25 protein-coding genes are annotated in these 24,289 nt (G+C 64.9%); 8 read left to right on the top strand and 17 right to left on the bottom strand.

Annotated features, from left to right (window positions below; translation table 11 throughout):
- Positions 1 to 4 precede the first annotated feature (4 nt).
- Positions 5 to 2,767: a [protein-PII] uridylyltransferase gene (locus U0025_RS19750; RefSeq protein WP_037490690.1), complete on the top strand. Its 2,763-nt coding sequence runs from the start codon at positions 5 to 7 to the stop codon at positions 2,765 to 2,767.
- 7 nt (positions 2,768 to 2,774) lie between these two features.
- On the opposite strand, the gene U0025_RS19745 is transcribed toward U0025_RS19750, so the two are convergent.
- The 13 genes from U0025_RS19745 to U0025_RS19685 form a co-directional block, all read right to left on the bottom strand.
- Positions 2,775 to 3,275 (bottom strand): L,D-transpeptidase family protein, encoded by a 501-nt coding sequence (locus tag U0025_RS19745; RefSeq protein WP_004209224.1) that lies wholly within the window; start codon positions 3,273 to 3,275, stop codon positions 2,775 to 2,777.
- Positions 3,272 to 4,333 (bottom strand): GTP cyclohydrolase II, encoded by a 1,062-nt coding sequence (gene ribA / locus U0025_RS19740; protein ID WP_004209223.1) that lies wholly within the window; start codon positions 4,331 to 4,333, stop codon positions 3,272 to 3,274. The genes U0025_RS19745 and ribA overlap by 4 nt, the downstream gene beginning before the upstream one ends.
- The gene (gene xth, locus U0025_RS19735) at positions 4,333 to 5,130 is read right to left on the bottom strand and encodes an exodeoxyribonuclease III (RefSeq protein WP_004209222.1); all 798 of its coding nucleotides are present in this window, start codon (positions 5,128 to 5,130) and stop codon (positions 4,333 to 4,335) included. The genes ribA and xth overlap by 1 nt, the downstream gene beginning before the upstream one ends.
- A gap of 247 nt (positions 5,131 to 5,377) precedes the next feature.
- Positions 5,378 to 6,016 (bottom strand): LolA family protein, encoded by a 639-nt coding sequence (locus tag U0025_RS19730; protein ID WP_004209221.1) that lies wholly within the window; start codon positions 6,014 to 6,016, stop codon positions 5,378 to 5,380.
- Between the two features lie 407 nt (positions 6,017 to 6,423).
- Positions 6,424 to 8,748 carry an FtsK/SpoIIIE family DNA translocase gene (locus tag U0025_RS19725; RefSeq protein ID WP_004209220.1) on the bottom strand — a complete coding sequence of 775 codons (2,325 nt, stop codon included), beginning with the start codon at positions 8,746 to 8,748 and terminating at the stop codon, positions 6,424 to 6,426.
- A gap of 231 nt (positions 8,749 to 8,979) precedes the next feature.
- A complete protein-coding gene (locus U0025_RS19720; RefSeq protein ID WP_004209217.1) occupies positions 8,980 to 9,471 on the bottom strand; it encodes a GNAT family N-acetyltransferase in 492 nt (163 codons plus the stop codon).
- The gene (locus U0025_RS19715; RefSeq protein ID WP_004209216.1) at positions 9,468 to 10,385 is read right to left on the bottom strand and encodes a DMT family transporter; all 918 of its coding nucleotides are present in this window, start codon (positions 10,383 to 10,385) and stop codon (positions 9,468 to 9,470) included. The genes U0025_RS19720 and U0025_RS19715 overlap by 4 nt, the downstream gene beginning before the upstream one ends.
- 15 nt (positions 10,386 to 10,400) lie before the next feature.
- The gene (locus U0025_RS19710; protein WP_004209215.1) at positions 10,401 to 10,631 is read right to left on the bottom strand and encodes a hypothetical protein; all 231 of its coding nucleotides are present in this window, start codon (positions 10,629 to 10,631) and stop codon (positions 10,401 to 10,403) included.
- On the bottom strand, positions 10,628 to 11,773 hold the full coding sequence (gene ispG, locus U0025_RS19705) for a flavodoxin-dependent (E)-4-hydroxy-3-methylbut-2-enyl-diphosphate synthase (protein WP_004209214.1): 1,146 nt from the start codon (positions 11,771 to 11,773) through the stop codon (positions 10,628 to 10,630). The genes U0025_RS19710 and ispG overlap by 4 nt, the downstream gene beginning before the upstream one ends.
- A 51-nt stretch (positions 11,774 to 11,824) precedes the next feature.
- Positions 11,825 to 13,126, bottom strand: coding sequence for an OmpP1/FadL family transporter (locus U0025_RS19700; protein ID WP_004209213.1), 1,302 nt, complete (start codon positions 13,124 to 13,126; stop codon positions 11,825 to 11,827).
- 422 nt (positions 13,127 to 13,548) lie between these two features.
- Entirely contained in the window at positions 13,549 to 14,931 is a 1,383-nt protein-coding gene (gene pgmG / locus U0025_RS19695) for a phosphoglucomutase/phosphomannomutase PgmG (RefSeq protein ID WP_004209211.1), read from the bottom strand.
- Positions 14,932 to 14,950: 19 nt separating this feature from the next.
- Entirely contained in the window at positions 14,951 to 15,409 is a 459-nt protein-coding gene (locus U0025_RS19690; RefSeq protein ID WP_004209210.1) for a J domain-containing protein, read from the bottom strand.
- Positions 15,409 to 16,215: a division plane positioning ATPase MipZ gene (locus tag U0025_RS19685; RefSeq protein ID WP_004209209.1), complete on the bottom strand. Its 807-nt coding sequence runs from the start codon at positions 16,213 to 16,215 to the stop codon at positions 15,409 to 15,411. Before U0025_RS19685 ends, U0025_RS19690 begins: the two co-directional genes overlap by 1 nt.
- 108 nt (positions 16,216 to 16,323) lie before the next feature.
- Here U0025_RS19685 and panC point away from each other — a divergent pair, with 108 nt between their 5' ends.
- Positions 16,324 to 17,169, top strand: coding sequence for a pantoate--beta-alanine ligase (gene panC / locus U0025_RS19680; protein ID WP_004209208.1), 846 nt, complete (start codon positions 16,324 to 16,326; stop codon positions 17,167 to 17,169).
- On the opposite strand, the gene U0025_RS19675 is transcribed toward panC, so the two are convergent.
- From U0025_RS19675 to hemE, 4 genes are all read right to left on the bottom strand, one after another.
- Positions 17,166 to 17,300 carry a hypothetical protein gene (locus tag U0025_RS19675; protein WP_004209207.1) on the bottom strand — a complete coding sequence of 45 codons (135 nt, stop codon included), beginning with the start codon at positions 17,298 to 17,300 and terminating at the stop codon, positions 17,166 to 17,168. The genes panC and U0025_RS19675 overlap by 4 nt on opposite strands.
- A 173-nt stretch (positions 17,301 to 17,473) precedes the next feature.
- The gene (locus U0025_RS19670; protein WP_004209206.1) at positions 17,474 to 18,082 is read right to left on the bottom strand and encodes a hypothetical protein; all 609 of its coding nucleotides are present in this window, start codon (positions 18,080 to 18,082) and stop codon (positions 17,474 to 17,476) included.
- 118 nt (positions 18,083 to 18,200) lie between these two features.
- Positions 18,201 to 18,641, bottom strand: coding sequence for a CopD family protein (locus tag U0025_RS19665; RefSeq protein WP_004209205.1), 441 nt, complete (start codon positions 18,639 to 18,641; stop codon positions 18,201 to 18,203).
- Complete coding sequence (hemE, locus tag U0025_RS19660) at positions 18,641 to 19,702, bottom strand: uroporphyrinogen decarboxylase (protein WP_004209204.1); 1,062 nt, start codon at positions 19,700 to 19,702, stop codon at positions 18,641 to 18,643. Before hemE ends, U0025_RS19665 begins: the two co-directional genes overlap by 1 nt.
- Positions 19,703 to 19,993: 291 nt before the next feature.
- Here hemE and U0025_RS19655 point away from each other — a divergent pair, with 291 nt between their 5' ends.
- The 6 genes from U0025_RS19655 (at position 19,994) to hpf (ending at position 24,239) form a co-directional block, all read left to right on the top strand.
- Positions 19,994 to 20,821, top strand: a complete 828-nt coding sequence (locus U0025_RS19655) for a pyruvate, water dikinase regulatory protein (RefSeq protein WP_026108809.1) — start codon at positions 19,994 to 19,996, stop codon at positions 20,819 to 20,821.
- On the top strand, positions 20,818 to 21,411 hold the full coding sequence (locus U0025_RS19650; protein WP_004209202.1) for a Maf family protein: 594 nt from the start codon (positions 20,818 to 20,820) through the stop codon (positions 21,409 to 21,411). The genes U0025_RS19655 and U0025_RS19650 overlap by 4 nt, the downstream gene beginning before the upstream one ends.
- Positions 21,408 to 22,232 (top strand): shikimate dehydrogenase, encoded by an 825-nt coding sequence (aroE, locus tag U0025_RS19645; protein ID WP_004209201.1) that lies wholly within the window; start codon positions 21,408 to 21,410, stop codon positions 22,230 to 22,232. Before U0025_RS19650 ends, aroE begins: the two co-directional genes overlap by 4 nt.
- Positions 22,233 to 22,243: 11 nt before the next feature.
- Entirely contained in the window at positions 22,244 to 22,837 is a 594-nt protein-coding gene (coaE, locus tag U0025_RS19640) for a dephospho-CoA kinase (protein ID WP_004209200.1), read from the top strand.
- A gap of 32 nt (positions 22,838 to 22,869) precedes the next feature.
- On the top strand, positions 22,870 to 23,571 hold the full coding sequence (gene dnaQ / locus U0025_RS19635; protein WP_004209199.1) for a DNA polymerase III subunit epsilon: 702 nt from the start codon (positions 22,870 to 22,872) through the stop codon (positions 23,569 to 23,571).
- A gap of 71 nt (positions 23,572 to 23,642) precedes the next feature.
- Positions 23,643 to 24,239, top strand: coding sequence for a ribosome hibernation-promoting factor, HPF/YfiA family (gene hpf / locus U0025_RS19630; RefSeq protein ID WP_004209198.1), 597 nt, complete (start codon positions 23,643 to 23,645; stop codon positions 24,237 to 24,239).
- The last annotated feature ends 50 nt before the right edge of the window (positions 24,240 to 24,289 follow it).

Here is a 24,289-nt window from a genome sequence, read left to right as displayed (position 1 = left end):
AGCCATGGTCATGCAGTTCCCCAGCCTGGGGTCGCGCCGCGCGATCATTGACCGGCGCGCGATTTCCGACAGCATCAACGCCCTGGCGCAGGAGCACCGGGGCGATCCGATCAAGCTGCGCGGGCTGATCGTCAAGGAACTCAAGGCCGCTCTGGAGCATGGCCGTGAGGATGTCGCGCGCCGGCTCGAGGCAAAACCGACGCGCGGGCGCGAGGCGGTGACGGCCTTTGCCTTCCTGATCGACCAGATCTTGCGGCTGCTCTACGACGCGACCACCCATCATCTTTATCCCGCCGGCAACCGCAGCACCGGCGAGCGGATCGTGCTGATCGCCGTCGGCGGCTATGGCCGGGGCGAGATGGCACCGCACAGCGATGTCGACATCGGCTTCATCACCCCCTGGAAGCCGACCGGCTGGACCGAGCAGATCATCGAATCCATGCTCTATTCGCTGTGGGATCTGGGGCTGAAGGTCGGCCATAGCAGCCGTTCGATCGACGAGACGATGCGGATGGCCAAGGCCGACCTCACCGTGCGCACCGCCCTGCTGGAAGCACGCTATGTGTGGGGCGACCGGGCGCTTTACGAGGAAGTCGCCGTTCGCTTCGACAGCGAGATCATGCAGGGCACCGCCCGCACCTTCGTCACCGAGAAGCTGGAGGAACGCGACGAGCGCCACCGCCGCATGGGCGACAGCCGCTATGTCGTCGAGCCCAATGTCAAGGAAGGCAAGGGCGGCCTGCGCGACCTGCACACGCTGTTCTGGATCGGCAAATATGTGAACCGGGTGAAATCGGTCGCCGAACTGGTCGATGTCGGCCTGTTGACGCAGAGCGAGCTGCGCCAGTTCCAGAAGGCCGAGGATTTCCTGTGGGCGGTGCGATGTCACCTGCACATGATCACGGGTCGGGCCGAAGACCGGCTGACCTTCGACCTGCAGCTGGAAACCGCGACGCGGATGCACTTCACCGCGCGGGCCGGACGATCCGGGGTCGAGCGCTTCATGCGCTATTATTTCCTCAATGCGAAGGCAGTCGGCGACCTGACTGCGGTGTTCCTGGCGCATCTGGACGACCAGCTGGCCGAGCGCGGACGCCGCTATATTCCGTCGATCTTTCGCCGACCCAAGAAGCTGGATGGTTTCGTGCTGGATCGCGGGCGGCTGGCGCTGCCGAGCGACGATTTCTTCCAGGCCGATCCGGTCCGCCTGGTCGAGATTTTCGCCGTGGCCGACAGGCATGGGCTGCAGATTCATCCGAGCGCGATGCGCGCGGCCAGCCGCGACGCCGGCCTGATCACCGCCAAGGTGCGCAAGGACGCACGCGCCAATGCCGCCTTCATGGATGTGCTGACCAGCCCGCGCGACCCGGAAACGGTGCTGCGCTGGATGAACGAATCCACCGTGTTCGGTCGGTTCATCCCCGATTTCCGCCGCGTCGTGGCGCAGATGCAGTTCGACATGTACCATCATTATACGGTGGACGAGCATACCATCCGCGCCGTCGGCCTGCTGGCCCGGATCGAAAAGGGCGAACTGGCCACCGACCATCCGCTGGCAACCGAGCTGATGGGCAAGATATTGTCGCGCCGGGTGCTCTATGTCGCGGTGCTGCTGCATGACATCGCCAAGGGGCGCGGCGGCGACCACAGCATATTGGGCGCGGAAGTGGCAGAACATCTCTGCCCGCGTCTGGGCCTGACCGCCGCCGAGACCGAGACCGTCGCCTGGCTGGTGCGTTACCACCTGCTGATGTCGGCCACCGCCTTCAAGCGCGACCTGGCCGACTACAAGACGATCCTCGATTTCGTCGAAGTGGTGCAGAGTCCGGAGCGACTGCGCCTGCTGCTGTGCCTGACCGTGGTCGATATCCGCGCGGTGGGGCCGGGCGTCTGGAACAGCTGGAAGCGGCAACTGCTGGGCGACCTCTATGATGCCGCCGAGGAAGTACTGCGCCTGGGCCACAAGCAGAAGGGCCGCAGCGAGCGGGTCGCCGCCAAGCAGGAGGCCCTGCGCCAGGCGCTGGGCATGGATGAGGCGACCTTCGCCGCCTTCAGCGGCCGCATGCCCGAAAGCTACTGGATCGCCGAACCGGACGATATCCTGGTCCATAATGCGCGGCACATATTGGAAGCGGGTGACTCCTCGCTGTCGATCGCCGCGCAATATTATCCACAACGTGGTGCCACGCTGGTCACCGTCTATGCGACCGACCATCCGGGCCTGTTCTACCGCATTGCCGGCGCCATCCATCTGGCCGGCGGCAACATCATCGACGCGCGCATCCATACGACGCGCGATGGCGTCGCGATCGACAATTTCCTGGTGCAGGATCCGCTGGGCGGCGCCTTCCACAGTCCCGAGCAGCTGGCGCGGATCAAGGCGGCGATCGAGGACTCTCTGTCCAACCGCCACCGCATGATCACCAAGCTGGAAGCGCGCCCGCTGCCCCGCACCCGCGCCGAAGCCTTCCGCATCGAGCCCAATGTGCTGATCGACAACAAGGCGTCGAACCGCTTCACCGTGATCGAGGTGAATGCCCGCGATCGGCCGGCGCTGCTGTTCAGCCTGGCCAATGCGCTGTTCCAGTCGAAGGTCACGGTCCACAGCGCCCATGTCGCCACCTATGGCGAGCGCGCGGTCGACACCTTCTACGTCACCGACCTGCTGGGCGGGAAGATCGAGAGCAAGGCCCGGTTGCAGACGCTGGAGCGGCGGCTGCTGGAGGCGGCCGGCGGCGAAGTGGGCGAGGCACTGGAGCGCGCCTGATCGCTACTCAGGCAATGGTCATTACGTCGCCGGGTGACAGCAAGGGTAACAGGCGCAGCATGTCGTCGCGGTCGACCGCGACGCAGCCGGCGGTCGGACGTCCTTCGGACAGATGGAAGAAGATGGCGCTGCCCATGCCCGGCACCGGCGGCGCGTCATTATGGCCCAGGATGACGATCACGTCATAGGCCTCGTCGCTGCGCTGCAGGCTTTCGGTCGAGAAGGGCCGGGGCAGGCGCACGGGACGATTATAGGCGGGATCGGCCGGATCGTCCGACCAGCCATCCCCCGCATGGATCCAGCGCCATGGCAGGGCGATGCCGGTGGTGGATACCTTGCCGGGGCGCAGCAGCACCGCACGGATCGGCCAATTGCCCAAGGGGGTGCAACCATCGCCTTCGCGCTTGTCGGCGGCCGCACAGGCGCCGCTGCGGCCGATGGTGCAGGCCATGTCGAGATCGCCGAAGCGCAGTCGCCCGGTGGCGACATCGACATGGACGACGCTCATAGCTGGTGGCCGGTCCGGTCGCGCTTGGTGGCGAGATAGCGTTCATTATGCGGGTTGGCCGGCAGGATGATCGGCAGTCGTTCGACCACCTCGATCCCGGCCGCCTGCAAGCCGGCGACCTTCTGCGGATTGTTGGTGAGCAAGCGCACGCCGTCAATACCGAGCAGGTCGAGCATCCGCGCCGCGACCGAGAAATCGCGCGCGTCGATCGCGAAGCCCAGCCGCACATTGGCGTCGACCGTGTCGAAGCCCTGATCCTGCAACGCATAGGCGCGCAGCTTGTTGACGAGGCCGATGCCGCGTCCTTCCTGGCGCAGGTAGAGCAGCACACCCCATTGGGCGTCGGCGATCTGGTGCAGCGCCTGATGCAATTGCGGGCCGCAATCGCATTTCAGGCTGCCGAACACGTCGCCGGTCAGGCATTCGCTGTGGATGCGGATGACCGGCGGGGATGCGTCGCGCTTGCCGACCACCAGCGCGACATGTTCGCGCGGCTCGTCGGGGCTGCGGAAGGCGATGATCTCCGCGCTCTCGCTCGCCGATACGGGCAGGCGGGCACGGGTGGCGATGGCGAGGTGGATGGCATCGTCATAATCGCCGACATCATCGGCGCTGACTTCCGCCTCGACCGGGCCGTCGCCTTCGGTAAGGAAATAGGCGGGCAGGATACCAGCCAACCGGGCAAGGCGCAGCGCGGCATTGGCTGCCTGTGGCGCCGGCAAGGCCCGCGCGCGGAACGGCCCCTTGAGCGGCGAGGCGAGGTCCAGCACGGGATCGGAAATCGAGGTCGCGACATCCGCGTCGATCCACGGCGCTCGTTCGATCAGCACCGGCAGATCGGGATCGGCCGCCGCCAGCTGATTGGCGAGCTTGAGCGTCTCGGCGCGGGCGGCAGAGATCAAGATATCGGCCTGCCCCTGCGGATCGAAATCGGCCAGCGTCACCGCATCCGCGCCCTCGATCGCCATCAGCCGGATGGCGCCGTCGGGCGCGGTCAGGCGGATCGCCCAGCCGCGACGCAGCGCATCGATGGCGCGGGCAGCATCCCGCCCGTTCATCAGAAGGCGAACTCGGTGATGATCGGGATATGGTCGGACGGCTTTTCCCAGCTGCGCGCGGGTTCGACGACACGGTGGGCGACCGCCTTGTCGGCGACATCCTTGGTCATCCACATATGGTCGAGGCGACGGCCGCGATCCGACGCCGCCCAGTCCTTCGCGCGATAGCTCCACCAGGTGTAGAGGCGCGCGGGGGCAGGGTGGAAATGGCGGCCGATATCGACCCAGTCGTTCGACGCCTGCAACCGGCCCAGCAGTTCGCATTCTTGAGGCGTATGGCTGACCACGTCGAGCAGCTGCTTGTGGCTCCAGACGTCGCATTCCAGCGGCGCGATGTTGAAGTCGCCGGTCAGGATCGTCGGTTTGTTGTCGAGCGCCCCGGACCACTCGATCATCCGCTCGATAAAGTCGAGCTTCTGGCCGAATTTCGGATTGACCGTGCGGTCGGCGACATCACCGCCGGCGGGGACATAGACATTCTCGATCCGCACGCCATTGTCGAGGCGGATGCCGACATGACGCGCTTCGCCATTGGCCTGCCAGTCGAACCGGTCATCCTCATGGATCGGCACCTTGCTCATGATCGCGACGCCATGATGCATGCGCTGGCCGTTCAGCACCTGATGGACATAGCCCAGCCGCTTGAACATGTCGGTGGGGAAAATCTCGTTCACCACCTTGGTTTCCTGCAGGCAGAGAATGTCGGGCGCTTCCTCGGTCAGGAAGCGTTCGACGATGTCGATCCGGGCGCGGACGCTGTTGATGTTCCAGGATGCAATCGAAAGGGTATCGGCCATGAAAAGCACCTAGGGTGCCGCGCGCCCGCGCGCAAGCGCCGGACAAAGTAAGACCCCCGCTCCGGGGGCGTGGAACGGGGGTCTCGATCGCGCCCTTGAAGCGCTTTGCGACGGGAGCGGTGTGCCGGGTAACAGGGGGGAAATCCCGGTCTGCGTCTCTCGCCGTGATCTCTATCTAGGCGATCCGATATGAGCGGCAGATGAACGATGGCAGAAAGTTTTCAGCCCATCGTTCCTGTGGCCCGCCCTAGCCGTTCGGACGGCCGCGCGGACGCGGATCGGTCCAGCGGAAGGCGGAATCGGCGACCGGCACGCCATATTGCTGGTTCGACAGGCGCACCGCCGTGCGATTATTCTGCGCGTCGAGCGCGACCCAGCCATAAAGCTCCAGCCCGGCCGGTGACGCGGGCTTGCGCTTGAAGATCATGGTGATGGTGCCGAATTCGGGCCGCTTGGGATCCTTTGCCTGCACGCTCAGCACGGTCGGGTCGCCGGTGGGGACGACGGTGCCGAATTTCGACAGATCCTTGGTCGGGTCGATCAGCGCGGCCAGCGGCGAATTGCCGATCGGCCAGCGCTGCACCTGGCGCACTTCATAGTCGATCAGGGTCAGCGCCTTGCCATCACCCACGATCAGCAGCGGCACGCCCTTTTCATATTGGAAGCGGATCTTGCCCGGCTGTTTCAGGGTCAGCTTGCCGGTCAGCACCTGACCATTGCGGTCGGTCTGGCTGAAATCGGCGGTCAGGGTGGTGACGGCGCGGATATAGGCATTGACCTGATTGAGGTCGGACGGTGCCGCCTGCTGGGCAAGGGCATAGCCCGCCGGCACCGCAACCAGCGCGGTGGCGAGGGACAGGGCGACAGGCGCGAGGATGCGCTTCATGCAATCATCTCCGGGTTGTTCGGAAAAGGGGGCATAGGAGGTGGGGCTTGAACCCGCTGTGAACCTTGCTGTTCCATCGCAGGGAAAGGATCGATCGGAAAGACCAGACGGGGGAGAGCGGCCGTGAAATGGCTGGCTCGATCCCCCGTGCTCCCGCCTCGCCATGCCGGTCTTACCGGCGGCACCGCTCCAATTATGTTTATCGGCGCGGCAGCAGCGACGCCTGCCTAGACCGATTCGCGGACAAAAAAAAGGCTGATCCGAAGATCAGCCTGAAAAGTTTTTAGGAGAGGATGCCTGAAAGGCCTGTTCCTAATGTCCCAAAGCCCCTGTCACGACAAATGCGAAGGCAGCAAGCATGGTTGCACGGAACGCAATCGCTCAAGGAAAACAGGCATTTCGTAGCGTCAGAGCGGATTGCCATTCTCATCGCGCAGCACTTCGCGGCGGCCGACATGGTTGGGCGGGCCGACCAGCCCTTCCTCCTCCATCCGTTCGATCAGGCGTGCGGCGCTGTTATAGCCGACTCGCAGCTGGCGCTGCAGCCAGCTGGTCGAGGCCTTCTGATTCTCGAACACCAGCTGGCAGGCCTTACGGAACAGCTGCGCGTCCGGGCTGTCATCGCCCAGGTCCACGCCGTCGAGCGCGAAGCTGCCTTCTTCCGGCTCTTCCGTGACCGCCTGGATATAATCAGGCGCGCCCTGCGCGCGCCAGTGGTCGGCAACCACGCGCACTTCATCGTCCGAAACGAAGGGACCATGAACGCGCATCAGGCCCTTGCCGCCATGCATGTAGAGCATGTCGCCCTTGCCCAGCAGCTGTTCGGCACCCTGTTCGCCCAGGATGGTGCGGCTGTCGATCTTGCTGGTCACGAAGAAGCTGATGCGGGTCGGCAGGTTCGCCTTAATGACGCCGGTGATGACGTCGACCGAAGGACGCTGGGTCGCGAGGATCAGGTGGATGCCGGCGGCGCGCGCCTTCTGCGCCAGACGCTGGATCAGGAATTCGACTTCCTTGCCCGCCGTCATCATGAGGTCGGCCAGCTCGTCGACCACCACCACGATCTGCGGCAGCGGCTGGAAATCGAGCTGTTCTTCCTCATAGATCGGCTTGCCGCTCTCGGGGTCATAGCCGGTCTGGACGCGACGGCCGAGCGGCTTGCCCTTGGCCTTGGCGGCGCGAACCTTCTCGTTGTAATTGGCGAGGTTGCGGACCGAGATCGACGCCATCATGCGATAGCGATCCTCCATCTGCTCCACCGCCCATTTGAGCGCGCGGATCGCCTTGCTCGGCTCGGTCACGACCGGGGCGAGCAGATGCGGGATGTCGTCATAGGTCGACAGTTCCAGCATCTTGGGATCGATCATGATCAGGCGCAGCTGGTCCGGCGTCATGCGGTAGAGCAGCGACAGGATCATAGCGTTGAGGCCGACCGACTTACCCGAGCCGGTGGTGCCTGCGATCAGCAGATGCGGCATCGGCGCCAGATCGGCGATGATCGGCTCGCCCGAGATATTCTTGCCCAGGATGATCGGCAGGGTCGCTTCCGCACCGAATTGCTCGCTGGTGATCAGTTCGCGGAAGGACACGCCCTCGCGATTGGTGTTGGGCAGTTCGATGCCGATGACGGTACGGCCGGGAATGGTCGCGACGCGCGCCGACAGCGCCGACATGTTGCGGGCGATATCGTCGGCCAGCGCGATCACGCGGCTCGCCTTGATGCCCGGTGCCGGCTCCAGCTCATACATGGTGACGACGGGACCGGGGCGGACCTCTACGATATTGCCCTTCACATGGAAGTCGTCGAGAACGCTCTCCAGCAGGCGGGCGTTGCGTTCCAGCGCCGCCTTGTCGATCTTCTGCCCCTGATTGGCGGGAATCGGATTGAGCAGGTCGGCCGACGGCAGCGAACTATGGCCGAACAGATCATCCTGCGACACCGGCGCGGTCGAGCGCTGCACCGGGGCGGGCTTGGGCGCCTGAATGGTGATCGGCGGCTTGGGCTCGTTCGACACCTGCTTGCGCGGCGCGATCACCCGTTCGACCGGGCCGTCATCATCCTCGTCCAGATCGACCGCTCCTCCCTGTCCTGCAAAGGCGAGCGAGGGGCGCGGCAGGCTGAGCCGGGGCAGGGTCGGACGGCGGATGGTGAAGATCGGCTTTTCCAGCGCCAGGCTGCGATACCAGACGAACAGGCCGGCCAGCATGGCCACGACCACCAATATGCCGATGATCCAGCCCTGCGCGGCCGGCGCCTGGGCGGTCAGGCTGATCACCCCCTTGGCGGTGACAAGGCCGATCATGCCGCCCCAGCCCGAAGGCAGGCCGACCAGCGGATCAGGCTGGAACAGGGCCAGTGCGATGCCGATCAGGATGATGCCGACCAGGCATTTGCCAAACTGCGCCTTCCACCCGATCATCTCATGATCGCCCCACAGGCGACGGGCGGTGATCCCCATCAGCGGCAGCAGCAGCGCAATCGGCACGCCGAACAGCAGCAGCAGCATGTCGGCCACCATGGCACCGGGCGCGCGCATGATATTGGCGACATGATCGCCCGCCACCGTGTTCATCGACGGGTCGCTGGGCTGATAGCTCAGCAGCGCCAGCGCCAGGAACAGGGTCGCCAGAAATAGCGAGATCGCCCCGATCAGCGCGCCGCTGCGCACGATGCTGCGCTTGAGCATTTCGCGCCATTCCGGCGCGCGCTTGGCTCCGCGGCTGACAGCCATGGTCAAATGTCCCCCAAATGTTCCGTTCCGGCACAATGCGCCGAGCCAGGAGTCCTCGTCAAGCCTGCGGCCCCTCGGCTCGTCCCGCCCCATCCGCAACATTGCGTATGTCGCGGGCCTGGGGCGCAGGCGCAAAATAAGCGGCGAAAGGAGATGTCGCCATGTTCGCCTCTTTCTATCCCGCCTTTATCGTGATTGCCCTGAGCAGCTTTGCGATCGTGCTGCTGGGCGTCAGCCTGCAGGATGCGATGCGAGGGCGCTGAGCACGTCGCCATCGACGCGCTGCACGGTCCATTCGTCCATCGGCCGGGCGCCGAGCGCCCGGTAGAAGGCGATGGCCGGTCCGTTCCAGTCGAGCACCGACCATTCGAGCCGGGCGCAGTCGCGCGCGATCGCCAATTGGGCGAGACGGGCGAGCAACGCCTTGCCGGCACCGAGCCCCCGCGCTTCGGGCAGGACGAACAGATCCTCCAGATAGAGGCCCGGACGCCCCTCGAAGGTAGAGAAATTGTGGAAGAAGAGGGCAAAGCCGATCGGTGCGCCATCATGCTCGGCGATCAGCACCTCCGCCATCGGCCGGGGACCGAACAGATAGCGGGCCAGCGTCTCGCGGTCGGCCTTCACTTCATGGGCCAGCTTCTCATAGTCGGCGAGCGCCAGGATGAAATTCGCGATTGCATCGATATCCGTCGATTGCGCGTCCCTGATGATGACCTTGCTCATGCCGCTCCCGCTTCCACATGGGCGATATCCGCCCGTTTCGTGCGCGCGGCGATAAGGCAGCCGGCGACGATCAACAAGGCACCGGCAAGGGTGGCGAGCGTCAGTTGCTCGCCAAAGGCCAGCCAGCCGAAGATCGCGGCCCAGACGAAGGCGGTATATTCGACCGGGATCAGCCGCTGGGCTTCCGCACGCGCATAGGCCCAGGCGAGCGCCGCGAGAGAAGTGAAGGCCAGCATGGCGGCCAGCAGCACCAGCGGCACCGCCGCTCCGGTCGGCACGATCGCCCAGGCCGGCGCACCGATCGCGAACACGCCCAGCATGACCAGATGCTGGAAGAAGGCGACCTCTATCGGCGAGGCAAGCTGGGCCTGCTGGCGCTGGAGGATCAGGTTCCAGGCGAACAGTATCGCCGAAAGCAGCACCGCGCCCGCCCCCATCAGCGCGTCGCCATCATAGTCGCCGCGCATCCGCCCCGACAGGATCACGCCCACCCCGACCAGACCAAGCAGCGAAGCGCCGATCGCCTGCCGCCCGATCCGTTCCTTGAGCAGCAAGGCCGCAAGATAGAGCGCGATCAGCGGGGCGATGAAGGAGAGGGCAATGGCTTCGGCAAGCGGCAGGCGCATGATCGCCCAGAAGAAGAAGCTGGCCATCAGCGCGACCACCACGCCGCGCAGCAGATGCAGGCGCAGCACGGAAAGGTTGGGCCAGCGCTGGCGGGTGGCGAGCATCAGGACCAGCCCCAGCAGGCTGCCGGTGATCGCGCGCCAGAGCAGCGCGTTATAAAGGCCGATCGAGAGACTGAGCCCCTTCATCGCCGCGTCCATCACCGAAAAAAGCGCGACGCCAAGGCAGCAGATGAGGAAGGGCAACAGCACGGACGGGCTGCGGGGAGAGGAAAGCGGACGATCCATCGAGGGGTGAAGGGATCAGTCGCGACCGGGGCCGACGATCCTGCCGATATGCAATTCGTCGATATGAAGCCGGGTGATCCGTGCCTTGCCGATGCGCAGCCGACCGATGGCCAGGGCGCCCACCGCTATTGCCCCCAATGCGATCGCGCCCAGGGCCAATGTCCCGATAGCGGACGCGCCGACCGCCTGCGCACCCGTGGCGCTTGCGCCATGGGCGATGGCGGACCGGTCGGCGCTGTCCGTCATTCGGCCGCCTGGACCTGTCCCGCGTCGCTCGCCGCCGCTTCGATCTCGGCCGCCTTGGCCTCGACCAGCCTGACGATATGGTCGACCATGTCGGCATCCTGGATCGTGTGATCGGTGACGCCCGACAGATAGACCATATGCTTGCCATTGCCGCCGCCGGTCAGGCCGATATCGGTCTCGCGCGCTTCGCCCGGACCGTTGACGACGCAACCCAGCACCGAGAGCGAGAGCGGCGTGTTGATATGCTGCAGCCGTTCCTCCAGCGCCTGGACGGTGCGGATCACATCGAAGCCCTGCCGTGCGCAGCTGGGGCAGGAGATGACCTTGACGCCGCGGGTGCGGATGCCGAGCGTCTTGAGCATCTCATAGCCGACCCGCACTTCCTCCTCCGGTTCGGCCGAGAGCGAGACGCGGATCGTGTCGCCGATGCCGGCCCAGAGCAGGTTGCCGATGCCGATCGCGCTCTTGACCGTGCCGCCGATCAGGCCGCCGGCTTCGGTGATGCCCAGATGCAGCGGGCAATCGACCGCATCGGCCAGTTGCATATAGGCCGCGACCGCCAGGAACACGTCGCTCGCCTTCACGGCGACCTTATATTCGTGGAAATCCTGGTCCTGCAGCAGCTTGATATGGTCGAGCGCGCTTTCGACCAGCGCTTCCGGGCAGGGCTCGCCATATTTTTCGAGCAGGTCGCGCTCCAGGCTGCCGGCGTTGACGCCGATGCGGATCGAGCAATTATTGGCCTTGGCGGCGTCCACCACTTCCTTCACCCGCGCGGCCGAACCGATATTGCCCGGATTGATGCGCAGGCAGGCAGCACCGGCATCGGCGGCTTCCAGCGCGCGCTTATAGTGGAAATGGATGTCGGCGACGATCGGCACGCGCGCGGCGCGGACGATCTGTTTGAGCGCCGCGGTCGATTCCTCGTCGGGGCAGGACACGCGGATGATGTCGACGCCGGCATCCTCGCAGCGACGGATCTGGTCGATCGTCGCCTTGACGTCATGGGTCAGCGTGTTGGTCATGGTCTGCACCGTGACCGGCGCGCCGCCGCCCACGGGGACGTTGCCGACCATGATCTGCCGCGACTGCCGTCGGGCGATGTCGCGCCAGGGGCGCAGGCCGGGATTATGTTCGGACATGAAAAGGGGCTCCAGATCTCTGGAGCCCCCTATAAGCATTAACGCGGCTTTTTAGAAGCGCGCGGTCAGCGATGCGGCAACCTGGTCCGCATTGCCGCTGGTCTGGGCCAGGGTCGTGGCGGTGACGGTGGCCGGCGACGGGAAATAGCTGTCCGGGCGGATGATGTTCGCCTTTTCCACCCAGGTATGGGCGTAGGCGACGTTCAGCGCGAAGGCCGGCGAGATATTCCAGGTCGCGCCGCCGGTCAGCCACACGCGGTCGCCATCGGGCACGCGGGTGGTCAGATGCTGCGGATTGGTCGGCGAACGGTCGAACATGGTGCCGGCGCGCAGCGTGAAGGCGGGGCTGAAATCATATTCGCCGCCCAGGCTGACGCTGTAGCTGTCCTTGTAATCCAGTTCCTTGTTGGTGGTGCCGGTGGCCGAGGTGACCTCGATCCCCTTGAAGCTGGACCAGCCATACCATTTGCCGGTGATCATCGCGCGCAGGTTCGGCGTCAGCTTGTGCATGAAGGACACGGTGACGATATCGGGCAGGTCCAGCGGTGCCGAGGCATCGAATTCGCCATTGGCGGCGCTGAGCGGCGTCACCAGACCGGAAATGGTCTGGGTACCCTTGAGCTTGTGGTTGATGCCCGACCGATAGTGGACGCCGACATTGGTGGTGCCGTTGGTGTAGAACAGGCCGGCGTTCCAGCCGACGGTCCAGTCATCGCCCTTCAGCTTGGTGAAGCCGTCGGTGGTGACCAGCGGCGACACCTGCGGCAGCGCGTTGGTCAGGTTCGCCTTCACATATTGCACGTCGACGCCGCCGCCGATCGAGAAATTGTCGTTCAGCTTGAACGCGGCCGACGGCTGGATGTTGTAGGTCTTGAGGTCGGTGTAGATCGAGTCATAGCGACCGAAGAAACCGTCATCATATTCCAGCTTCAGGCCGAAGGGCGCATTGACGCCGAGGCCCAGCCACAGCCGGTCGGTGACCTGCGCCGAGGCGTAGAAATTGGGGACCGGGATGACGCTTTCGAACGGCTGGCCACCGTCATTGCCGGTCACCGGCACGCGGGCGGTCGAACCGGGGACCGAGCGATAGCTGCCACGGTTAGTCTGGTGAGCGGAAGCCATCAGGGCGTTGACGCCGGCCGAAACCTGGACGCCCGACAGCTGGGTCATGGCGGCAGGGTTGAAATAGATGGTCGAGGGATCGTCACCTGCAGCGGCGCCGCCAGCCATGGCGCGGCCGGTTTCCACCGGCGACTGTTCCTGAAGATAGAAGCCACCAGCCAGCGCCGGCATCGGTGCGACAATCGCGCCGGTCAGCAGGATGGTGGGAAGAATGCGACGGCGAAGGGACATGGCGTTTCCTCTGCTAAAAACTCATTTGGCCATTTGGTGCGGGCGCTTAAACGCCTCATGCGACTTATGGAACCATGCGCATAACAGCTATCCCGACGATTTCTACAGGCGCCAATGACGGATTTCCGCGATTTTTCGCTCAATTGCCCGGATTTCGGCCGGCTGGACGCTACGGCAAGTGCCGCCCTGTTGCGCCAACGTCACAGGTCAAAAAAAAAGCCGCCCCGAGGGACGGCTATGAAGTTTTAGGAGAGGATGCCTGAAAGGCGAGTTCCTTTTGCGGCCAGGCGGCGTTCGTCGCAAATGCGAAACATGATGGCGCGATTGCGTTTCATGCAACCGGTGTCACAAGACAATGTTTCCCTAAGGGAAATTCCGCATGAAATAATGATAGCGATATCAATTTTGCGCGCTGCGACAGGCTATTTCGCCGCTTGCAATCGCTGATCGACGCCCGAATCACGCAAATGGGATTCGATTTCGGCCAGCAGACGCGCCAATCCCGCGGCATCCGACGCCTCCGCCCGCGCGGTCAGCGCATTCTGGGTGTTGGACGCGCGCAGCAGCCACCAGCCATCGATGGTGCGGACGCGGGCACCATCGATCGACTCCACGATTGCGCCGGATGCAATCAGGCGGTCGCGCAGGTCTTCAATGATCGCAAACTTGCGGTCTTCCGGCACGGCGATGCGGATTTCCGGCGTGTTGACCATTTCGGCCATGTCGCCGCGCAGGTCGGTGACGGTGCGGCGCAACCGGGCCGCGGCGCGGATCAGGCGAACGGCGGCATAGAGTCCATCATCAAAACCGTAAAAATCGTCGGCGAACATGATGTGGCCGGTCATCTCGCCACCCAGCGGACTGCCAATCTGCTTCATTTTGGACTTGATATGGCTGTGCCCGGTCTTCCACAGCACCGGCTCACCGCCCAGCCGCGCAATCTCGTCGAACAGGGCCTGGCTGGCCTTCACATCCGCGACGATCGGGGCGCCGGGCCGATCCTTCAGCACCACCTGCGCGAACAGGCCGAGCAACTGGTCGCCCCAGATAATCCGGCCGAGGCCGTCGACCACGCCGATCCGGTCGCCATCGCCATCGAAAGCCACGCCGAAATCGAGCTTCCTGGAGAGGACAAGGGAACGAAGATCGGCCAGATTCGCTTCTTCGGTGGGATCAGGATGATGGTTGGGAAAATTGCCGTCTACATCGGTGAAGAGCAGATGATGCTCACCCGGCAGGAGTTGCACCAGCTTCTCCACGACCGGTCCTGCGGCGCCGTTTCCCGCGTCCCAGCCGATCCGCCAGGCGGCGCCGTCAAAATCGCGCACCAGCCGTTCGACATAGGCCGGCATGACATCGACATCGCGCACCCGGCCTTCGCCCGCCAGCCAGTCGCCGGCCGCCGCGATCGCGCCGAGCTGCTGGATCGCCTCGCCATGAAAGGGCGCATGATCCAGGACCAGCTTGAAACCATTCTGATCTGCGGGATTATGGCTGCCGGTCACCTGGATGGCGCCCGCCACGTCCAGTTCGGCCTCGGCATAATAGAGCATCGGCGTGGGACCCAGGCCAACGCGCAGCACATCGACGCCGCTGTCGGTGAGGCCGCGCACCAGCGCGCCCTCCAGCATGGGCGAACTCAGCCGCCCGTCATAGCCGACCGCGACCGCTGATCCGCCGGCGCGCCGCACCCAGGTCGCGAAGCTGCGCCCCAGCGCATAGCCGTCCGCTTCCCCGAGCATCGGGCCGACAACGCCGCGCATATCATATTCGCGCAGCAGGGTCGGGTGGAAGCGGTGGGCCATATAGTCCTTTCTGGAGCAATCAGCCGGCGGACGGACGATCCCGCTCGGCAAGGTCGGCGAGCAACAGGTCGCGCGCGGCATTGATCTGGGCAGCCAGCGCTTCGGTTCCACCCTTGTCGGGATGGACCGAGGCGATCAGGCGGCGATGTGCGGCGCGGATATCGGTCGCGCGAGCATCCGCCGACAGGCCGAGCAGGGCGCGGGCGCCCTCCACGTCGGCCCTGTCAGTCTGCACCGGCGGCGCAGCCTTGCGCCTGGCGCGGTTAGCGCCCTTCTTCGCCTTGCCCTGCGACGCGAAGAAGAGGGCGGCGCCCAGCAGGATCGGCGCGCCGAGCGCCGGCTTGCCCTTGGCCGCCAGCACCGCGCCGACCAGTGCCGCCCCCAATGCCATGCCATCCTTGGTCGACATGCGCTGCAATCTCCCGGTCCAGATGAGCCAGCCCGCCAGGCCGATCAGCACCAGCGCGATCAGCCCCATCAGGCGGCGCCGAGCATGTCCACGGACGCGGCATGATCGCCGGTCGGCAAGGCCAATCCGGCCACCATCTCGCGCAATTCCTGGCGCGCGGCGATGTGGCTGATGCCCAGGTCGCCCAGATGTCCCTTGTCGAGCAGGGTCAGGCCCGAGGGGAAGAGTTCGCGGAAGATGACGCGTTCCGACAATCCGGGAATGACCCGGAAGCCGACCCGGCGCGACAATTCCATCAGCGCATCGCCGACGCGCTTCTTGTTGCGGGCATCATGATGCTGGACGCGGTTGCGCAGCACCACCCAGTCGATCGACACGCCATCGGCCTTGGCGCGGGACTTGCGCGCTTCGAAGATGAGTTCGGAATAGAAGGACAGGCGGCGCACCCGGAAGGTTTCGGCATCGACCTGGCCGATCAGGTCGAAATCGACGAAACTGTCGTTCATCGGCGTGACCAGCGTGTTGGCGCGGGCCGCCATATGCCGGGCGAAATCATCGTCGCGGCCGGGCGTGTCGACGATCAGGAAATCCTTGCCCTCGGCAACCGCTGCCGCCTGTTCGTCAAGCGCAGCGACATTGTCGCCCTGAAACACCGCAAAGTCGGGTGCCGACAGGTCGATGCCGCGGCGGCGCGCGGTTTCGGCGCGGTTTTCCATATAGCGGGTGACGGTGCGCTGGCGCGGGTCGAGATCGATCAGGCCGACGCTATGGCCGAGCGCGGTCAGCGCGATCGCCGTGTGGACGGCGGTCGTCGACTTGCCGGTTCCGCCCTTTTCATTGGCGAAGACGATGAGGTGCGTTTGCGCGTTCGCCATCGGACCTTGATAACCCCGTGTTTGTCGCTCTAGATTCTTGACGGTCCCGTGGCGCGAAGCCTAGCAGGACGCCCCTGTGTCCCTGCCCTTATCGGAGCCCCTCGTCCCGTGCAAATTCTCCGTGACCTTCCCGCCCTGCGTGCCGCCATCGCCGCGCTGAAGTCCGACGGAAAGACGCTGGCGCTGGTCCCCACCATGGGGGCGCTGCATGACGGCCATATGGCGCTGGTCGAGGAAGCGCGCCGCCATGGCCGCCATGTCGTTGTGTCGATCTTCGTCAATCCGCGCCAGTTCGGCCCGAACGAGGATCTGGACGCCTATCCCCGGCGCGAGGCGAAGGACGCGCAGCTGTTGCAGACCGCCGGCGTCGACATATTGTGGGCGCCAAGCGTGGAAGTCATGTATCCGGCCGGCTATGCCACCAATATCCGGGTGTCGGGGGTGAGCGAAGGGCTGGATGGCGCGGCGCGGCCGGGCCATTTCGATGGCGTCGCCACGGTCGTCACCAAGCTGTTCAACCAGGTCGCGCCCGATGTCGCGATCTTTGGCGAGAAGGATTATCAGCAGCTCGCCGTGATCCGTCGCATGGTTGCCGACACCAATCTGGACATCGAGATCATCGGCATGCCGACCCAGCGGGCCGAGGATGGTTTGGCGCTGTCGTCGCGCAATGCCTATCTCAGCGAACAGGAGCGCAAGGATGCGCTGGCGCTGCCGCGCGCGCTGGGTGAGGCGAAGCGGCAGATCGAGAAGGGCGAGCCGGTCGAGGCGGCACTGGCGAAGGCGATCGCCACGCTGGCGACCCATGGTTTCGACCCGATCGACTATGTGACCCTGTGCGACGCAGACAGCCTGGAGCCGATCGCGACGCTCGACCGTCCGGCACGGCTGCTGGGCGCGGCGAAGCTGGGCAAGACCCGGCTGATCGACAATATCGCGGTCGATCCGGCCTAAGCCGAAAGTCCGCGCTTGAGCAGGACAGCGGCAAGGACGAGCAGACCGACCACCGCCCAGCCCTCCCAGGTGCGGGGACCATAGCCCCAGCCGATACGCTTGAGGCCGAACCAGATGCGCGGGTCATTCATGGGCGCCTTCCGCTTAACTTCGCACATTTCCCGCACATTTTGACATTATGTTGCGCGGGGGCGATCCTATTCGCTTGTCACCCGATCGGCGACATCCCGGCTATAGCATGGCCATGGCGGCGTAGGACAGCAGCCCGAGGGACCGGGGCGAAGGCCCCGATCCCCCCTGTCGATCAGAGCGCGCCAGCGGCCGGAGCGGCGGTTCCTTCTGCCGGCGTTGCGGCAGGGGTCGCGGCGATCGGGGCCGGCGTCGCCGCCGCGCTGTCGACCGAGAAGGCCAGATCCTCGTCCAGGAAGGCGGGGATGATCGAGCCCGACGGGATGTTGGCGCTGGTGCCGGTGGTGAAGAAGCCGGCGACCGGGATCAGCGCGATCGCACCGACGACGCCGGCGGTGCCGGTCACGCCCTTGTCATTGAAGGTGCCGGTCAAGCGCACCTGCCGGCCCCCCAGCCGGACATAGAGCACGCGGCCCTCGATGAAGCCGGACTTGCCCCACATGCCCTTGTTCCGCACGCTGGTGATTTCCGCGATGCCGGGCGTGCCCGCAGGGATCACCACATTATTGCCGACCATCACGGCTTCGGCGGTCTCGATATTGACGCGATCGCCGACCTTCACCGCCTTCTTCTTGGTGGTGAGTTCGACCAGCGTGCGAACGGGCACCTTGGCACCGGCACGCAGGACATTGCCATCGACGGCAGGCGCGATGGTGACGGCAGGCTGCTGCGCAGCCGCCATCGGCGCGGCCAACGCGGCCGCGCAGAAAAACAGACGAATCATGATACCCCCACAGAAAGTCCGCAGGATGCGGACCGGCGGAGGCAAAGCATAGTCCGAAGACTTGCGCCAGAGGCCAAGTAAAGCGCCCGATCTTTTCGGACGCTTTACGCTACGACCGTCAGAAGGGGCGGACGATCACCATGATGACGATCACCGCCGCGGCGATGCCGGGCACTTCGTTCAGCATGCGCAACTGCTTGTCGGCAAGGCTGCGCTGACCGCGTGCGAGCTTCTTTGCATAGCTGGCGATCCAGCCATGATGGCCCGACAGCGCGAGGACGAAGAGCAGCTTCAGGTGGAACCAGCCGAAATGCCAGGCGCCGATTTCCACCATGAGCATCAGGCCGAAGACCCAGGTGAGGATCAGCGACGGGTTGAGGATGATCTTGAGCAGGCGCGTCTCACGCTCGATCCAGCGCTGGTCCTCCGCCGAGCCCGGCACGGTTTCCTGATGATAGACGAAGAAACGCGGCATCATGAACAGCCCCGCCATCAGGAAGATGACGAAGATGACATGGGCGGCCTTCACCCACAGATAGGCAGCGCCGAGATAGGGCATCAGCGTGTCTCCGTTCCGCGCACATAGGCGATCAGCGCCTCGACATGGGCGATCGGCGTGTCGGGCAATATGCCATGGCCCAGGTTGAAGATATGAGGCCGGCCGGCAAAGGCGGCGCGCAAGTTATCCACAGCCTGTTCCACCGCCTGACCGCCGGCAATCAGCGCCAGCGGATCGAGATTGCCCTGCACCGGAAGCCCGGCGGGCAGCGTCTGGTTGGCCCAATGCGGGTCGACGGTTTCATCCACACCCACCGCATCGACGCCGGTGCCGATCGCATAGGCCGGCAGTTTCGCGCCGGCCCCCTTGGGAAAGCCGATCACCGGAATGTCGGGATGGAGCGCCTTCAATTTGCGGACGATCGCGGCATTGGGCTCTATCACCCAGCGTTCGAACTGGAGCGGGGCGAGGCTGCCGGCCCAGCTGTCGAACAATTGCACCGCTTCCACGCCGGCTTCGATCTGGCCGGAGAGATAGATGACGGTGGCATCGACGATCGCGTCGATCAGCGCGGCGAAGCGATCGGGCTGTTGATAAGCCATGCGCCGCGCGGCGCCCTGGTCCTTGCTGCCCTGTCCCGCGACCATATAGGTGGCGATCGTCCAGGGACTGCCTGCAAAGCCCAGGAAGGTCACCGACGGGTCCAGCGCGGCCTTCACCTGCCGCACCGTTTCATACACAGCCTCATAGCGGCTGAAATCGGGTGTCAGCGCCGACAGGTCGGTCTCCGCCAGGATCGGGGCGAGACGCGGGCCTTCCCCGGCCTCAAACCAGAGATCCTGTCCCATCGCATAGGGGACGATCAAGATGTCGGAAAAGAGGATGGCGCCGTCGAAGCCGAAGCGGCGTAGCGGCTGGAGCGTGACCTCTGCCGCGGCGGCGCTGTCATAGACCAGTTCGAGGAAGCCGCCCTTGTCGGCCCGGAGTGCGCGATATTCCGGCAGATAGCGGCCGGCCTGGCGCATGAGCCACATCGGCGGGACGGGCGGCACCGCGCCGCGCAATACGGAAAGGAGCGGCTTGGCGCTGACTGCGCCGGCGTGAGCGTCGGGACCCGTCATGAACTCTCTACTTTATAAAGATATTTAAAAAGGAATGTTGAGGTTGTTGGGCTGTTGGTTCGGGGGTTTATGCGCTGTCCCCGCTTTTGCCAACAGCTTGACTCCTGGAGTCACGCGATTCCGCGGCGAGTCATCTGAATCATCCCCATTACCCACAGGCTGTGGATAAGATTCCGGCCCTGTTGAGAGGCTGTGGATAAGATTCCGGTTTCTGGGGACGAAATGGGGCTGCAAAGTTATCCACAACTCTATCCCTTGCTTTATCCACAGGGGACTCACAGAGATATGCCTGTGTCACGTATCCATCTTCACCTGCTTTCGGACTCCACCGGCGAGACGCTGGAGAATATCGCCAAGGCGGCGATCGGCCTGTTCGAAAATGTCGAGGCGATCCGCCATTTCTGGCCGATGGTCCGATCCGAAGTGCATCTCGACCGGATCATGGAGGAGATATCCGCCCATCCCGGCCTGGTGCTGTTCACGCTCACCAACCATGTGCTGCGGCGGCGGCTGGAAACGCGCTGCCGCGCGCTCGGCCTGCCCCATGTCGCCGCGCTGGACAGCGTGGCCGATGCCCTGTCCAACATATTGGGGCAGGAAACCCGGACCCGGCCGGGCCGCAAACATATCCTCGACGAAGCCTATTTCGCGCGGATCGAGGCGATCCAGTTCACCATCGCCCATGATGATGGCGTGGGGCATGAGAATTGGGAGGAGGCCGATATCGTCCTGGCGGGCGTGTCGCGCGCATCGAAGACGCCGACCTCCATCTATCTTGCCAATCGCGGCTACAAGACCGCCAATATCCCGCTGGTGCCGGAATCGCCGCCGCCGCGCAGCCTTTATGGCCTGAAGCATCCGATGGTGGTGGGCCTCACCATCAGTCCCGAGCGGCTGATCCAGATACGGCGCAACCGGTTGCTGTCGCTCAACCAGGCGCCGGAGACCGCCTATGTGGATAGCGACAAGGTGCAGGAGGAACTGGCCTTTGCCCGGCGCATGTTCGCCGACAATGGCTGGCCGGTGATCGACATGACCCGCCGGTCGATCGAGGAAGCGGCCGCCGCCATCATCAACCTGTTCAACGACCGCGAACTGGCGGAAGGAAATGAAGCATGATCGTCCTAGCCTCGCAGAGCGCCAGCCGGCGCGCCATGCTGAGTGCGGCCGGCGTGCCGTTCGAGGCGCTGTCGCCCGGTGTGGATGAAGAGGCCGCCAAGGAAGCATTGCGCGCCGATGGCCATGACGGTCGCGCGCTGGCCGATGCGCTGGCGGAATTGAAGGCGCTCAAGGTGTCGCGCCGCGTGCCGGGCGCGCTGGTGCTGGGCTGCGACCAGACCCTGACTCTCGACGACGGGACGATGATCGACAAGGCGATCGACAAGGCGGATGCCGCGCGCATCCTGCGCCTGCTGTCGGGGCGGGTCCATCATCTCCACAGTGCGGCGGTGATCGTGCTCAACAATGAACCGATCTGGCGCCATGTCGAGCGGGTGCGGATGACGGTGCGGACCCTGTCCGACGGATTCATCGACTCCTATCTGGAGGACGACTGGGACGAATGCCAATGGTGTGTCGGCTGCTATCGGATCGAGGGGCCGGGCGCGCAACTGTTCGCCAGGGTGGAAGGCAGCCAGTTCGGCATCCAGGGCCTGCCGCTGCTGCCGCTGCTTGACTTCCTGCGCATAAGGGGCGTTCTGGCGTCATGACCGACAAGCTCCCCTATGCCGAGGTGATCGGCGATCCGATCGACCACAGCAAATCGCCCCTTATCCACAATTTCTGGCTGCAGGCGCTGGATATCGAGGCGGAATATAAGAAGACCCATGTGACGCCCGAGGGGCTGTCCGCCTATTTCCTGCAGCGCCGGGCCGATCCCGACTGGCTGGGCTGCAATGTCACCATTCCCCACAAGATCGCGGTGATGGACTATACCGACGATCCGGGCGGGGTGCGCGACCGGATCGGTGCGATGAACACCATCGCCAGCGAGACCGCAGGCCCGCTGATCGGCACCAACACCGATGCCGGCGGCTTCCTGCAGCCGCTGCTGCGCGACAAGTGGAAGGGCCGCCATGCGGTGCTGATCGGCGCGGGCGGCGCGGCGCGGGCGATCCTGTTCGCGCTCACCAGCCTGGGCGTGCCCGACATCACGATCATGGCGCGCGACCCGGCCAAGGGACAGGCGCTGCTCGACCGGGCCGGGGTGAAGGGCCAAGTGATCGGCATGACCGATGCGCTGCCGGCCGCCGACCTGCTGGTCAACAGCACGTCGCTGGGCATGGTCGGCCAGCCGGCGCTGGATCTGGACCTGTCGCCGCTGCCGGGCAGCGCGACCGTCTATGACATCGTCTATGCGCCGCTGGAGACGGGCTTGCTGAAGGCGGCGCGCGACCGGGGCCTCAAGACACTGGACGGGCTGGAAATGCTGATCGGCCAGGCGGCGCTGGCATTCGACATCTTCTTCGATGCGGAGGCACCGCGCGAGCTGGACGCGGAACTGCGCGCGCTGCTGCTGGCGGCGGACTGAACGGGGACGGGGTGAAGATTTACGGCCTCACCGGCTCGATCGGCATGGGCAAGTCGGCGGTTGCGGCGATGTTTCGCCGCGAGGGCGTGCCGGTGTTCGATGCCGATGCCGAGGTGCATCGGCTGCAGGGGCCGGGCGGCCGGCTGATCCCGGCGATCGAGGCGCGCTTTCCCGGCACCACCGGGCCGCAGGGGGTCGACCGGGCGAAGCTGGGCGCGGCGGTGTTCGGCCATCCCGTGGAACTCAAGGCACTGGAGGCGATCGTCCATCCCGCCGTGGGCGAGTCGCGGCGGCGATTCCTCAAACGCCATCGATCGCGCCAATTCGTGATCCTGGACGTGCCCTTGCTGTTCGAGACAGGTGGCTACCGGCGCATGGCGGGGATCATCGTCGTCAGTGCGCCCGCCTGGAAACAGCGGCGGCGGGTGCTGGCCCGGCCAGGCATGACGGTGGCAAAATTTCGTAGAATCCTGCACTTGCAGCTGCCTGATGCTGAAAAGCGGCTAAGGGCAGACTATATCATCAACACGGGTACGACATTTGCCGCAACCCGGGCACAGGTCAGGCGTCTGGTCGCTTGCCTTGGCGCCCGGACAGGCAGATAAGTAGAGTCATAGAGAGTCGGTTCAAAAGGGCGATGCGCGAGATCATTTTCGACACCGAAACGACGGGATTTGATCCGGCATCCGGCGATCGGCTGGTCGAAATCGGGTGCATAGAGCTTATCAATCGCGTGCCGACCGGCCGCACCTTCCACGCCTATTATAATCCACAGCGCGACATGCCCTCCGCCGCCGAGGCGGTGCATGGCCTGTCGAGCCAGTTCCTGTCGGACAAGCCGCTGTTCCGCGAGGGCGTGGCCGAACTGATGGATTTCCTGGAGGACAGTCCGCTGGTGGCGCATAATGCGCGCTTCGACTTCGGATTCCTCAATCACGAATTGAAGCTGTGCGCGCGCGACGCCGTGTCGATGGACCGGATGATCGACACGGTGGCGATCGCTCGCACCCTGCATCCCGGCGCCAAGCACAGCCTGGACGCGCTCTGCACCCGTTACGGCATCGACCGCAGCCATCGCGTCAAGCATGGCGCGCTGCTCGACGCCGAACTGCTGGCGCAGCTCTATGTCGAATTGACCGGCGGCCGTCAGATCGGCCTGGGTCTTGCACAGGAGGAAGAGAAAGAGATCGTCAGGGTGGAACTGACGGAAACCGCCGTTGTTCGCCCTGTTCGTCCCGCGCGCGTCTTCACGGCGAGCGCGGAGGAGCTGGAGAGGCATGCCGCTTTCGTCGCGAAGCTGGATAAGCCGCTCTGGCTCGAGGAGGCGCCGCCGGCCTGAACCTGCCGGCGTTTGCCACGTGCCAACCGGGCCGCTGATCCGGCGTCCCGGCAAGAATAAGGAGAAGGCATATGGATATCCGTGTTTCCGGGCATCAGGTCGAGACGGGCGAGGCGCTCAAGCAGCACGTCAGCGACCGGCTGGAAGCGATAGCCGAGAAATATTTCTCCCGCACGATTTCCGCCCAGGTGACCTTCCGACCGGCCCCGCATGGCGCCTTTCATTGTGATATCGTCTGCCATGTGATGACCGGCCTGATCCTGAAGGGCGCCGGCGAGGCGCAGGAGGCGCATCCCGCCTTCGACCAGGCATCGGACCGGATCGAGAAGCAGCTGCGCCGCTATATGCGCCGCCTGAAGGACCGCAGCATCCAGGCCGCCGCTGCCGAGGCGCAGCGCGCCAATGGCTATAGTGTCGATGATATCGACGGTGCGGGTTACACCATCTTCGCCGGTGCCGCCGACGAGGAGGCCGAAGTGGCCGATGCGCCCCTGATCGTCGCCGAAACGCGGGTCGACATTCCCGAAGCCAGCGTGTCCGACGCGGTGATGATGCTGGACCTGCGCAACACCAATGCGCTGCTGTTCCTCAATGCCGGAACGTCGGCCTATAATATGGTCTATCGCCGTCAGGACGGCACGATCGGCTGGGTCGAGCCGCGCGGCTGACCCCCTGCCAAGCCGGGCCGCCTGTTGACCTCCGGGTGCAGGCGGCCTAT

The sequence above is a fragment of the Sphingobium yanoikuyae genome, from assembly GCF_034424525.1.
GTDB lineage: Bacteria > Pseudomonadota > Alphaproteobacteria > Sphingomonadales > Sphingomonadaceae > Sphingobium > Sphingobium yanoikuyae.
The sequence above is the reverse complement of the archived record's forward strand: the minus strand, read 5'-3'. Positions and strand labels throughout refer to the sequence as shown.

Bases quoted from the DNA above. Each gene is read 5' to 3' on its own strand.
- U0025_RS19685 (WP_004209209.1), bottom strand. From the start codon at position 16,215: ATGGCGAACGCGCAAACGCACCTCATCGTCTTCGCCAATGAAAAGGGC.
- U0025_RS19665 (WP_004209205.1), bottom strand. From the start codon at position 18,641: ATGCCCTATCTCGGCGCTGCCTATCTGTGGGTGAAGGCCGCCCATGTC.
- hemE (WP_004209204.1), bottom strand. From the start codon at position 19,702: ATGACGGGTCCCGACGCTCACGCCGGCGCAGTCAGCGCCAAGCCGCTC.
- U0025_RS19715 (WP_004209216.1), bottom strand. From the start codon at position 10,385: ATGGATCGTCCGCTTTCCTCTCCCCGCAGCCCGTCCGTGCTGTTGCCC.
- U0025_RS19730 (WP_004209221.1), bottom strand. From the start codon at position 6,016: ATGAAGCGCATCCTCGCGCCTGTCGCCCTGTCCCTCGCCACCGCGCTG.
- aroE (WP_004209201.1), top strand. From the start codon at position 21,408: ATGACCGACAAGCTCCCCTATGCCGAGGTGATCGGCGATCCGATCGAC.
- U0025_RS19710 (WP_004209215.1), bottom strand. From the start codon at position 10,631: ATGACGGACAGCGCCGACCGGTCCGCCATCGCCCATGGCGCAAGCGCC.
- U0025_RS19670 (WP_004209206.1), bottom strand. From the start codon at position 18,082: ATGATTCGTCTGTTTTTCTGCGCGGCCGCGTTGGCCGCGCCGATGGCG.
- U0025_RS19720 (WP_004209217.1), bottom strand. From the start codon at position 9,471: ATGAGCAAGGTCATCATCAGGGACGCGCAATCGACGGATATCGATGCA.
- hpf (WP_004209198.1), top strand. From the start codon at position 23,643: ATGGATATCCGTGTTTCCGGGCATCAGGTCGAGACGGGCGAGGCGCTC.
- U0025_RS19675 (WP_004209207.1), bottom strand. From the start codon at position 17,300: ATGAATGACCCGCGCATCTGGTTCGGCCTCAAGCGTATCGGCTGGGGC.
- ispG (WP_004209214.1), bottom strand. From the start codon at position 11,773: ATGTCCGAACATAATCCCGGCCTGCGCCCCTGGCGCGACATCGCCCGA.
- U0025_RS19745 (WP_004209224.1), bottom strand. From the start codon at position 3,275: ATGAGCGTCGTCCATGTCGATGTCGCCACCGGGCGACTGCGCTTCGGC.
- ribA (WP_004209223.1), bottom strand. From the start codon at position 4,333: ATGAACGGGCGGGATGCTGCCCGCGCCATCGATGCGCTGCGTCGCGGC.
- U0025_RS19650 (WP_004209202.1), top strand. From the start codon at position 20,818: ATGATCGTCCTAGCCTCGCAGAGCGCCAGCCGGCGCGCCATGCTGAGT.
- U0025_RS19690 (WP_004209210.1), bottom strand. From the start codon at position 15,409: ATGGGGCTGATCGCGCTGGTGCTGATCGGCCTGGCGGGCTGGCTCATC.
- U0025_RS19750 (WP_037490690.1), top strand. From the start codon at position 5: ATGGTCATGCAGTTCCCCAGCCTGGGGTCGCGCCGCGCGATCATTGAC.
- U0025_RS19700 (WP_004209213.1), bottom strand. From the start codon at position 13,126: ATGTCCCTTCGCCGTCGCATTCTTCCCACCATCCTGCTGACCGGCGCG.
- U0025_RS19725 (WP_004209220.1), bottom strand. From the start codon at position 8,748: ATGGCTGTCAGCCGCGGAGCCAAGCGCGCGCCGGAATGGCGCGAAATG.
- dnaQ (WP_004209199.1), top strand. From the start codon at position 22,870: ATGCGCGAGATCATTTTCGACACCGAAACGACGGGATTTGATCCGGCA.
- xth (WP_004209222.1), bottom strand. From the start codon at position 5,130: ATGGCCGATACCCTTTCGATTGCATCCTGGAACATCAACAGCGTCCGC.
- pgmG (WP_004209211.1), bottom strand. From the start codon at position 14,931: ATGGCCCACCGCTTCCACCCGACCCTGCTGCGCGAATATGATATGCGC.